The 11,249-nt window shown below is 51.3% G+C and carries 8 protein-coding genes and 1 CRISPR repeat array; all 8 genes read left to right on the forward strand.

Annotated features, from left to right (window positions below; genetic code table 11):
* Positions 1-58: 58 nt before the first annotated feature.
* From cas3 to cas2e, 8 genes are read left to right on the forward strand one after another with little or no spacing between them, the layout of a single operon-like run.
* Positions 59-2,599 carry a CRISPR-associated helicase Cas3' gene (gene cas3 / locus IB286_RS03970; RefSeq protein ID WP_317889694.1) on the forward strand — a complete coding sequence of 847 codons (2,541 nt, stop codon included), beginning with the start codon at positions 59-61 and terminating at the stop codon, positions 2,597-2,599.
* A gap of 2 nt (positions 2,600-2,601) precedes the next feature.
* Positions 2,602-4,098, forward strand: a complete 1,497-nt coding sequence (gene casA / locus IB286_RS03975; protein ID WP_190762616.1) for a type I-E CRISPR-associated protein Cse1/CasA — start codon at positions 2,602-2,604, stop codon at positions 4,096-4,098.
* Between the two features lie 4 nt (positions 4,099-4,102).
* The gene (gene casB, locus IB286_RS03980; protein ID WP_190762618.1) at positions 4,103-4,657 is read left to right on the forward strand and encodes a type I-E CRISPR-associated protein Cse2/CasB; all 555 of its coding nucleotides are present in this window, start codon (positions 4,103-4,105) and stop codon (positions 4,655-4,657) included.
* Positions 4,654-5,298 carry a type I-E CRISPR-associated protein Cas6/Cse3/CasE gene (gene cas6e, locus IB286_RS03985; protein ID WP_190762621.1) on the forward strand — a complete coding sequence of 215 codons (645 nt, stop codon included), beginning with the start codon at positions 4,654-4,656 and terminating at the stop codon, positions 5,296-5,298. Before casB ends, cas6e begins: the two co-directional genes overlap by 4 nt.
* Before the next feature lie 31 nt (positions 5,299-5,329).
* Complete coding sequence (gene cas7e, locus IB286_RS03990) at positions 5,330-6,358, forward strand: type I-E CRISPR-associated protein Cas7/Cse4/CasC (RefSeq protein WP_190762623.1); 1,029 nt, start codon at positions 5,330-5,332, stop codon at positions 6,356-6,358.
* 12 nt (positions 6,359-6,370) lie between these two features.
* Positions 6,371-7,081 carry a type I-E CRISPR-associated protein Cas5/CasD gene (gene cas5e / locus IB286_RS03995; protein WP_190762625.1) on the forward strand — a complete coding sequence of 237 codons (711 nt, stop codon included), beginning with the start codon at positions 6,371-6,373 and terminating at the stop codon, positions 7,079-7,081.
* A 2-nt stretch (positions 7,082-7,083) separates the two neighbouring features.
* Positions 7,084-7,959: a type I-E CRISPR-associated endonuclease Cas1e gene (gene cas1e, locus IB286_RS04000; protein WP_190762627.1), complete on the forward strand. Its 876-nt coding sequence runs from the start codon at positions 7,084-7,086 to the stop codon at positions 7,957-7,959.
* Positions 7,937-8,224 (forward strand): type I-E CRISPR-associated endoribonuclease Cas2e, encoded by a 288-nt coding sequence (gene cas2e / locus IB286_RS04005; RefSeq protein ID WP_190762629.1) that lies wholly within the window; start codon positions 7,937-7,939, stop codon positions 8,222-8,224. Before cas1e ends, cas2e begins: the two co-directional genes overlap by 23 nt.
* Before the next feature lie 47 nt (positions 8,225-8,271).
* A CRISPR array of direct repeats spans positions 8,272-11,107; the repeat unit is 29 nt; unit sequence GTCTTCCCCACGCACGTGGGGGTGTTTCT.
* The last annotated feature ends 142 nt before the right edge of the window (positions 11,108-11,249 follow it).

The raw sequence follows: 11,249 nt of genomic DNA on the forward strand, positions 1-11,249 counted from the left end.
GATTTTTAGAACGGACAAGGAAGTGATGGTTCTTCGTAAACGAAATTCTACAATCAATGTGAGCGCGGTCGACTTTAAGTACTGTCCAGCCAAAACATTTGACTCCGATGCTGGAAAAGTCATTGGTCGATCAGTAGAAAGCCATTGCCGAATCGTGGGCGAAGTCGCCAAGGAATTGATCAAGAGATCGCCCGCACAATATTTATTTCCATCTGGCTCAGCTTTTACCGCCGCAACGCATGATGTGGGGAAAGTTAGCCCGACTTTTTACAACAAGATCATGCATGCCTGTTCGGGCAAATTACTCCCCAATGTAAATTTCGAACTTGAAAGGAGCTGGAACGGCCATGCCGGCGTCAGCCAGCTTACAGCGAGACAACTTGGCGCACCTGAATATATTCCTGAGATTCTCGGTCAGCACCATGGCTTTTCTCCAGCCGTGGCAGGGCTGCGGGCAAATGACGAAAATTTTGGAGGCAAGGCTTGGCAGGCTGAAAGGGAGAAGCTGGTTGCGGCTCTACAGGAAGCGCTTAATGAAACTTGGCCACAAGTTGAATCGATTGCCCAAGCTCGATTGCTGGCTGGTCTTACATCTGTATCTGACTGGATTGGCTCAGGGAATCACTTTGAAGATCCTCAAGTACCTTGGGAAGACAGGGTGCCAGTGGCAGTGGATGATGCAGGCTTTGTTCCCGTGTCTTACAGGTCGGGGCTAAGTTTTGAAGACGTATTCGACTTTTCTCCACGGCAGGCGCAATCAAGCCTGATCGAACAGGTATCTAGCCCCGGGGTATATGTATTGGAAGCCCCTATGGGCTTGGGGAAAACGGAAGCATCTTTGTATGCCGCTTATCGGATGCTAGAGCAAGGACAGGCTAGCGGTATTTACTTTGCACTGCCTACCCAGCTGACCTCAAATAAAATATTCGAACGCTTCACGGATTTTCTAGAAAAGATTTTGGCTCCGGACTGCGGCCATCGCTCATTGTTATTGCATGCTAATGCTTGGTTGTTTGAGAAAGACATGGGGGAAGAAGGTCGTCCCGGTGGTGCTTGGTTTAATCAGAGCAAGCGCGGCTTATTAGCGCCATTTGCTGTGGGAACTATCGATCAGGCTCTAATGGCGGTCATGAACGTCAAGCATGGATTTGTGCGAGCCTTCGGCCTTGCGGGTAAGGTGGTTATTCTCGACGAGGTACATACCTACGATGCCTATACCGGTACGTTGTTAGACGCATTGGTTGAACTGCTACGTCAGTTGGGTTGTACCGTCATCATACTCAGTGCCACCTTAAATCAGGAGCGGCGTCAAAATTTACTTAATCGTCCTTCCGAAGCCAGGGGCTACCCTCTGATCACTGCTAGCCCTAGCAATAGGGATAACGAGATATTCGAAATAAGTATTCCTATAGAGGAAAACAAACAGTTTGATATTGCGTTGCAGTCGGATGAAAACCTAGCTGTTGAGCAAGCGTTACTGCGGGCAGAACAAGGCCAGCAGATTTTGTGGATAGAAAATACTGTCAAGGAAGCGCAACAACGCTTTTTGGAAATTGCTGCTCGTGCCGCAGAAATAGGTGTTGCTTGTGGCTTATTGCATTCACGGTTCACCGTAGATGATCGCCAGCGTATCGAAGAAAAATGGGTCAACCTGTACGGGAAGGCGGGCTGGGACCAAAGGCGGCTTCAAGGCCGAATTTTAGTGGGTACTCAGGTGCTTGAGCAGTCCTTGGATATTGATGCGGATTTTATGGTAACCCGCTTTGCGCCAACGGACATGTTGCTGCAGCGCCTTGGCCGCTTGTGGCGGCACGAAGACACTCCCCGTTGTGCTAAAGCAAAACCGGAAGCTTGGCTTTTAGCTCCCGATCTGGCCAAGGCGGTTGAATCTCCGCAACAGTATTTTGGTGCCAGTGCCTATGTTTACAGCCCCTACGTGTTGTGCCGAAGCCTGGAAGTGTGGCAATGCAAAAACAATATCAATTTGCCCGAGGATATTCGCGATGTGATCGAGCTTACATATGAGGAAAGAAAGGAGCAGGGCAGCATGGCGCGTTGGTTGTCTGAACTGGATCACGGCAACTGTTATGCCAAAGGGCGCAATGCCTTGCGGCAACTGGCAAGAATAGGGCTGGCCGAAGGAGGGAATACCCTGCCGGAGAGCAAAGCACAAACTCGTTACAGCGAAACGGACAGCCATGAAGTTTTGATGTTGAGGGGGCTTTTCCGAAATTCAGAACGGGCGTTGCTGACATTGCTGGACGGCTCACAAGTGGAATTGCCATTGCAACGCAACAGGCTTGAAAAGCAGGAGTGGCGTCAGCGTACCGCAACGCTAATGCGTCAGATCGTAAATGTTCCACCCGGTGATAAACCTAAATCCCTGCCGGTAGATACCTTGAAACGCTTCGGCTTGCAGCACTGCTTTTATCTGGGTAACCCGGACTGGCAGGAAAAAGACGAAAGTGTTTTGCATGTGGCCTTGGTTGGTGACAGTGACCAACTACGTGGTATAGAAAATACGCAAATTCATGACAAGCACACCTTGGAATACCGCGATGACCTTGGCTACCGGGTGATTAAAAATCAGGAACTTTAATTATGGAAGATCGTTTTAATTTAGTCGATGAACCCTGGATACCAGTGGCTGACCATGGTCGAGTAAGTCTTAAGCAAATATTTACTAATCCGGAATATCGCAGCTTAGGCGGTAACCCGGTGCAGAAAATTGCCCTACTGAAGTTATTGCTGGCCATCGCTCAGGCGGCAGTAACACCCAAGGATGAGTTTGAATGGAAAGCGCTTGGAGCAGAGGGTTTAGCCGAGCGTTGTCTGGCTTATCTGGATAAATGGCATGACCGGTTTTATCTGTATGGGGAAAAGCCGTTTTTGCAAATGCCAGCGATAAACATTGCGAAAGTGCAACCCTTTGGGGCGGTTCTGCCTGAGGTTTCTACCGGTAATACAACGGTTCTTAGTCAGGTACAGGTACAAAGGTCGCTGGATGATGCCGCCAAAGCATTACTGGTAATTTCTTTAATGGGATTTGCGCTATCGGGTAAGAAAACAGATAACAGTGTTGTTTTGACCCGAGGTTATGTAGGGAAGAGAAATGAAAAAGGAAAACCATCAACAGGAAAGCCAGGGCCTTCAGTTGCGCATATGGGGTTACTACATAATTTTCTGCTTGGGGCGGATCTTCAGCAATCCCTATGGTTGAACTTGCTTACTGAACGACAACTTGAACAGATGAATATCTATCCGGAAGGCGTTGGCCAAGCACCATGGGAAGAAATGCCGAAAGGGGAGGACTGTGAGCAAGCTCGAAGACTTAAAAATTCGCTGATGGGGCGTTTGTTGCCTCTTTGTCGGTTCTGTCTTCTTGTCGATGATGGTTTGCATTATTCCGAAGGCATCGCACATCCAGGCTATAAAGAGGGGGTGGTTGATCCCAGTATGGCCATCAATAATTCAGGTAAAGAGCCAAAGGCGCTGTGGGTTGATCCAGAGAAGCGACCATGGCGAGAGTTGACTGCATTATTGGGATTCTTTGATCAGTCCGATGCTCAGGGTTTTCAGAGTTGGCAATTGCGTAGCGGTTTGGATCGGGCTCGCGATGCAGTTAATACCTTCGCTATTTGGTCTGGAGGGTTGCGCGTTAGTAGTAACGCGGGTGAACAATATGCATCAGGGAGCGATGATTTTGTTGAATCTGAAATATGGCTGCACAGCGATGAATTGGGTAGGTCTTGGTTTAGCCAGCTCAAACAAGAAACAGATGCACTGGATGGACTTGCTAAGAATCTCTATGGAAGGGTGCTGGGTTTCTTCAAAGAACAAACAGTCGATGGTAGCAAAATTGCCCCTCAGGCAACGCATTTGTTCTGGCAGCTCTGTGAGCGGGATTTTCAGGATCTAGTAGATCACTGCGACCAAGCCAACGAAGCGGCCATCTATCGACAAAAACTGCGCCAAAGCTTTTCTGGTTATGTAAATCAAGCCTACGACAAATTCTGCCCTCGCGAGACTGCCCGGCAACTAGATGCCTGGGCTAAGTGTCGCCCAAATAACAGCAAATACCTGAAACAGGAGGCATAAGGCCATGCAGGATAACAAGTCGACTGAGGCGCTAGCGGAGGATAAGAGCCGGGATCAGCGCTTTGTCGAAATCGTAATGGAGCGCAGTAATAACGACAAGGGATTGGCTGCGCGGCTGCGCCGATCTGATAACCCGTCAATGGAATACCAGAGCTGGGAGTTGCTGGGCTGGTTTGGCGTGGATCTTGAAAAAGACTATGAGCGCCTGCCCTTTGTTACGGTTGCCGCAGCGATTGCTAAGTCTAAATCTGAACGCAACGGCTCGCTGCGTTTAGGTCAGGCAATTGCCCTTTGCTACAAAGATGGCAATCAGGATGCTCAGGCAAAAGCGAAGCTGCGCCGCTTGTTGGCGTGCAATGATCTGGCAGAGGCTTGCCGTATTCTGCGACCAGTTCTCACATTGATTAATAGTCGAGTCGGTCAGCCGCTGGATTATGTGCGTTTGCTGCGCCAGTTACGTTTCTTTGGTTATGAATCAGGTCAGCGCACCAAAACCCAGTGGGCCCAAGAGTTTTATGGGCAGCCCGTACAGGGCGGAATTGAGGAGGGCGCGGCATGAGCATGATTGCGAGCGTGTTGCATCTGGATCGACGTGCCGTAAAGACATTGCGCATCACCGATGCCTATTCCTTACACCGGGTGGTGTACAGCCTGTATGAGGATGTACGTGATTCGGAACAGAAACAGGCTGGCACCGCGAGCGGAATTCTCTATGCCGATCAGGGTGGTGATAATCGCGGGCGTAAGATTCTAATGCTGGCTAATCGTGAGCCTATGCTTGCGGTGGAAGGGCAGCATGGAGAAGTCCTCAGCAAGCCGATACCGGATAATTTTCTTGAACACGACCAGTATCGTTTCAAAGTAATCGTAAACCCCACTCGCCGTGACAGCGCAACTCGCAAGTTGGTTGCCGTGCGCGGTCGGGACGCGGTCGCTCAATGGTTTGCTGAACGCGCAACAAATAGCTGGGGGTTTGAAATTTATCCCCAACAGTTACAGGTGGACAAAATCGAAGTGCTGCAATTCAAGGATAAACATAAGCGCAGCGTAACTATTGGTCAGGCCCATGTTCAGGGGCTGATGCGCATTACCGACAGGGAACAATTTAACAACAGTTTTACGCAGGGCATTGGCCGTGCTCGCGCTTACGGCTGCGGTTTGCTGCAGGTTGTTCCCATAATTGAAAACCCATTTGTTTGACTTTTTTCGTCTAAATACAAGGAATACGTACATGACTAATTCATACACCAATACCCGTATCGAATACCACATTCTGCAATCTTTCCCTGTGACTTGCTTAAACCGGGATGATGTAGGCGCTCCTAAATCTGCAATTGTTGGTGGTGTTCCCCGTGCACGAGTCAGCTCACAGTGCTGGAAACGGCAAGTGCGTCTGGCGATGCAGGAATTCGGCATAAAGCTGGGGATTCGCACCAAGAAGGCAGAAGAAATTTTTGTCAAAGCCTGTTTGGATGCTGGGGCCAGTGAGGAGAAGGCGGCTACCTGTGGAGCCAAGATCGGGGCACAGTTAACGGACGATACCTTGTTATTTATTAGTGATACGGAAGCCGCTGCATTTGCCGCGTATGCAGCGGAAAATGATTTTGACGAGAGCAAAATCAAAGATAAGGAGTTGGCAAAGATAGCCAAAAAATCACTCAACCCGTCGGCAGATGCGCTAGATATTGCGCTTTTTGGCCGCATGGTGGCGAAAGCAGCAGACATGAATGTCGAAGCCGCTGCTTCTTTTTCTCACGCCATTTCCACACATAAAGTCAGCAATGAAGTGGAGTTCTTCACGGCTTTGGATGACAAGCAGGATGAGCCGGGTTCTGCTCACATGGGGAGTCTAGAGTTTAATTCGGCAACGTATTATCGCTATATCAGTCTGGATCTTGGTCAATTGGCGCAAACGATGGGAGAGAGTGACCTGAAACAGGCAGTGGAAGCTTTCACCAAGGCGCTGTTTGTTGCTGTTCCCAGTGCTCGTCAAACCACGCAGTCCGGTGCCAGCCCTTGGGAGTTCGCGCGCGTCTTAGTGCGAAAAGGACAGCGCCTACAGGTGCCATTTGAAACAGCGGTCAAGGCTCGTGATGGTGGTTTTCTAAACCCAAGCGTCGATGGGTTGAAAGGGTATTTGGATAAGAAAGAAAAGCTGGCAGGTTCTTTGTTCGGAAAACAAGCCGCATACGATTGGGGTGAAGATGAAGATTACAGCATCGACAACCTGATTAGTGATTTGCAAAAGCATGCCCAGTAAGTGAGGTGAACCATGAGTGATCCTTATTTGCTGCTATGGCTGGAGGCGCCGCTCCAATCATGGGGGCATGACTCCAAATTTGGGCGTCGGGATAGCCTCGATTTTCCCACTAAGTCGGGTGTGTTTGGCCTGTTGTGCTGTGCCTTAGGCGCAGGCGGGAAGCAAACGCAATGGTTAGAAAAATGGGCTGATCGTAATATGCAGGTGCAAGCCTTTGTACCAAAGGATCGTTACGGCAAGCCCTTACCTCGTCAGCCATTGATGCGGGATTTTCATATGGTGGGCAGTGGCTATGATGATAAAGACCCATGGCAAAATCTACTGATTCCTAAAACCAGTGAAGGGAAAAAGGCGGTGGGAGGCGGCGCAAAGATGACCTACCGCTATTACCTTCAGGACATGGCCTTTGCAGTTGCCCTACAGGGGTCTCAAACAGAATTGGCTGAGCTGGAGGCTGCCTTGCAGAATCCGGTATGGGATTTGTATTTGGGGCGTAAAAATTGTGTACCGACTGAATTTATAGCCCAAGGCATTCATGCTGATGTGGAAGAGGCAATGAGTAAGGCCGGCCAGTTGGCAGAATCCAAGCTGCGCCAGTTGGTTTTCAAGGTGCTGGAGGGTGAGCACGAAGGCGAGGTTGTTACGCTTAATGATGTTCCGCTGCAGTTTGGCGAACACAAGCTATATCGTGATCGCCGTGTAACAGTGTTGCCGGCAGACTGACTGTGGCCACCGGGCAGCGGTTGTTTGTTAAGGTCACTCGCGATTCACTCCCCCAAGTGAAGGACAAGTACCCCTTTCTATATTTGGAGAGGGGCAGGCTGGAGATTGACGATAGCAGTATTAAATGGATCGACTCTGAAAATAATGTCGTTCCTTTGCCGGTGGCTACGCTCAATGCATTGTTGCTGGGGCCGGGCACGAGTATCACTCATGATGCAGTGAAAACTGCCACGGCAGCCAATTGCTCAGTTTGTTGGGTGGGCGAAGATAGTTTGCTCTTTTATGCGGCAGGTTTTTTACCGACCGCTGATACTCGAAACCTGAAGCAACAAATTGAGTTGGCGGCAGACCCTAAAAAATCTGTTGAAGTTGCTCGCCGCATGTTTTCTCGGCGCTTCCCTGATGCAGACCTTGATGGCAAGAGCCTGAAAGAGATGATGGGCATGGAGGGACATCGAGTTCGCGCGCTCTATCAAGCCAAGGCAGAGGAGTATCAGGTTGGCTGGAAGGGGCGTAAGTTCGTACCCGGAAAATTTGAAACGAGCGATGTTACCAACCAGATTATGACCGCCAGTAATGCCGCGCTGTATGGAATTTTGTGTTCTGCCGTGCACAGCATGGGTTATTCACCGCATGTGGGCTTTATCCACTCCGGCAGTCCATTGCCCTTTATTTATGACTTGGCTGATTTGTACAAGGAGCACCTTTGTATAGATTTGGCCTTCATGCTCACTCGTGAAATGGCCGGGCGTTATAACAAGCATAAAGTATCGGAGTCATTTCGTGCGCGGGTGATTGAAATGGATCTATTGTCAAAGCTGGTTGATGATGTTGCCGAAGTGCTGGGGGTGGGCCGTGCTAGTGGTCGTCGCAAATGACCTGCCGCCGGCGGTCCGTGGGCGTATGAAACTGTGGTTTGTAGAGCCGCGAGCCAATATTTTTATTTCAGGGGTAAAGGATTCTGTTGCAAAAAAAGTGATCGACTATTTGATTAAACATTGTCCTTCGGAATCCGGCGTGGTCATGTTCCGCTCCTTGCCAGAACCCCCCGGCTATGAAATCCGTACCATTGGGCCTACACGAAAAGCACTCATCGAAATTAGCGGTCTTCAATTAGTTGTGGAAACCCTGAAATCTAATTAAATCGAAGATCTTGTATTTTCGGTCATGTTCTTTAACAATTTGTTGGTGTCTTCCCCACGCACGTGGGGGTGTTTCTAGCCGAAGCCGATGCGCTATTAGAAGAGCGAAGTCTTCCCCACGCACGTGGGGGTGTTTCCAATTGCCCTCTTCAAGAAGGGAGCCAGTCAGGGTCTTCCCCACGCACGTGGGGGTGTTTCCCCCCCCGTCCTCGGTGCTTGTCCTAATCGAAAGTCTTCCCCACGCACGTGGGGGTGTTTCTCTAGCGCCAGCTGTATATAGGCTGGAATATGCGTCTTCCCCACGCACGTGGGGGTGTTTCTGGCGTTCTGGATCTGAGTGCCGAGTTTTTCAGGTCTTCCCCACGCACGTGGGGGTGTTTCTGTGCTGTTAGATTCCACGGTTGACCTTGCTGAGTCTTCCCCACGCACGTGGGGGTGTTTCTAAGCGCCTCGGTCTTACCAGCACCAAACCCCGGTCTTCCCCACGCACGTGGGGGTGTTTCTCACTTTGTCGCGGCCTATTCTCGGACTGGGTGGTCTTCCCCACGCACGTGGGGGTGTTTCTAGCGTCATAAACTCGCTGCCAATCAGTGACAAGTCTTCCCCACGCACGTGGGGGTGTTTCTGTAAACATTTACCAGTAAGTCCTCCGTCTGGGGTCTTCCCCACGCACGTGGGGGTGTTTCTAACTGGGGTCGTTTGTGGATTCGTCTAAGGGGGTCTTCCCCACGCACGTGGGGGTGTTTCTTTGGCATGAGCGAATATATATATAAACGCGCCGTCTTCCCCTCGCACGTGGGGGTGTTTCCGCTTCCAATATATTTTTGTGAGCCTCATATAAGTCTTCCCCACGCACGTGGGGGTGTTTCTGCTGCCGCAAGCAGGCACTTGCCCTAATCGAAGTCTTCCCCACGCACGTGGGGGTGTTTCCCGACAGTTGAAGATTTGCATATCATCGGTGTAGTCTTCCCCACGCACGTGGGGGTGTTTCTTTGAAGCGGAACCAACACCACGCCCGTGCGGAGTCTTCCCCACGCACGTGGGGGTGTTTCCAAAATCCGCCACAAAATCGGCGGCTTGCTGGAGTCTTCCCCACGCACGTGGGGGTGTTTCTCCACCATGTGCCAAAGGTCATGATGGGCATTGGTCTTCCCCACGCACGTGGGGGTGTTTCTAATGGGACTTTTTGGCGGCGGCAATTCCCGCAGTCTTCCCCACGCACGTGGGGGTGTTTCTTCGGCATACCACTGGCACGGCGGGCGGGTTTCGTCTTCCCCACGCACGTGGGGGTGTTTCTGCCCCTTCAACAACAATCTTCATGCCGCCGCCGTCTTCCCCACGCACGTGGGGGTGTTTCCCCTACACCCAAGGGCAAATCGAAAAGGGCATAGGTCTTCCCCACGCACGTGGGGGTGTTTCCAACCGCTCTCAGATCGGTATCATGTAGGCTGAGTCTTCCCCACGCACGTGGGGGTGTTTCCTCGATCTGATAGTTTGATCTTGGTGATCACGCGTCTTCCCCACGCACGTGGGGGTGTTTCTAATCCGCTTTATCCTTGATCTCAAAGCTACAGGTCTTCCCCACGCACGTGGGGGTGTTTCTTTGCCAGATGCATTATTTCAGGTTTATGCGCAGTCTTCCCCACGCACGTGGGGGTGTTTCTTCTAAGAAGCAAGTTGTAGCGGCAAGCGCTCTGTCTTCCCCACGCACGTGGGGGTGTTTCTCCTGAAACAGCGGTTAAGCTCAAGCAGATTGAGTCTTCCCCACGCACGTGGGGGTGTTTCTATGCGGATTTTTTGCTATACCCGGCTCTAATTGTCTTCCCCACGCACGTGGGGGTGTTTCTTCATCACCAGTATTGGGCTCCGTGAAGGGGACGTCTTCCCCACGCACGTGGGGGTGTTTCTCACCCAGATCAGCCGGTGGTGATTGAGAAGCCGTCTTCCCCACGCACGTGGGGGTGTTTCTGATAAGAAGAACGTCCCAGCCGAGTTTTCGTGGTCTTCCCCACGCACGTGGGGGTGTTTCTACACTATTGGATCACGGATGATTCACACGCCAGTCTTCCCCACGCACGTGGGGGTGTTTCCGACTTATGAGGGGTGGTGTTTAGAATTAGGGAGTCTTCCCCACGCACGTGGGGGTGTTTCCCAAATGGGAAAAACATAACGAGACGGGGCAAAGTCTTCCCCACGCACGTGGGGGTGTTTCTCAAGATTTCCATTGTCCTATTGCGCGGCAGCGGTCTTCCCCACGCACGTGGGGGTGTTTCCCTCGCCCGCTGCTCAAGCCCTACCTATGTTGAGTCTTCCCCACGCACGTGGGGGTGTTTCTGAAAAAGCCGGACTACACTGGTCGGCCATATTGTCTTCCCCACGCACGTGGGGGTGTTTCTTGTTATGAAGAATTTTACGGGTATAAGGCCTGGTCTTCCCCACGCACGTGGGGGTGTTTCTTATCGGCTACGAGGTTGGTGATTCAGACGTTGGTCTTCCCCACGCACGTGGGGGTGTTTCTCAAATCTAGGTTGCTTTTCTTGACGTAAGCACGTCTTCCCCACGCACGTGGGGGTGTTTCTACCTTTATCTCCGCCGCATTCAGGACATTCCGGTCTTCCCCACGCACGTGGGGGTGTTTCCTGTTCATATACCGGGCAAGAGTACGACGAAGAGTCTTCCCCACGCACGTGGGGGTGTTTCCGTCACTTGGCGTAGTCATGTTAGCGCCCCAAGGTCTTCCCCACGCACGTGGGGGTGTTTCCAACGTCAATCGGATTACCTAGGTCAGTATCCGGTCTTCCCCACGCACGTGGGGGTGTTTCTATGCAGCAAGTCCTCACGCTCTCGCTGGAAAGGTCTTCCCCACGCACGTGGGGGTGTTTCTCGACACGCGTTCCGATCTGTGTTCGGCGACAATTAGGATGACCGGTTAGCGACAACTATCTTGGCCGGTTGGGTATGACAATAGGCATTTGTTTTCCTCCATGGAGCACAAGTGCCTGGTCAACACATTACCCACCGACAAG

Origin of the sequence: Spongiibacter pelagi (genome assembly GCF_014705705.1) — a bacterium.
Taxonomy (GTDB): domain Bacteria; phylum Pseudomonadota; class Gammaproteobacteria; order Pseudomonadales; family Spongiibacteraceae; genus Spongiibacter; species Spongiibacter pelagi.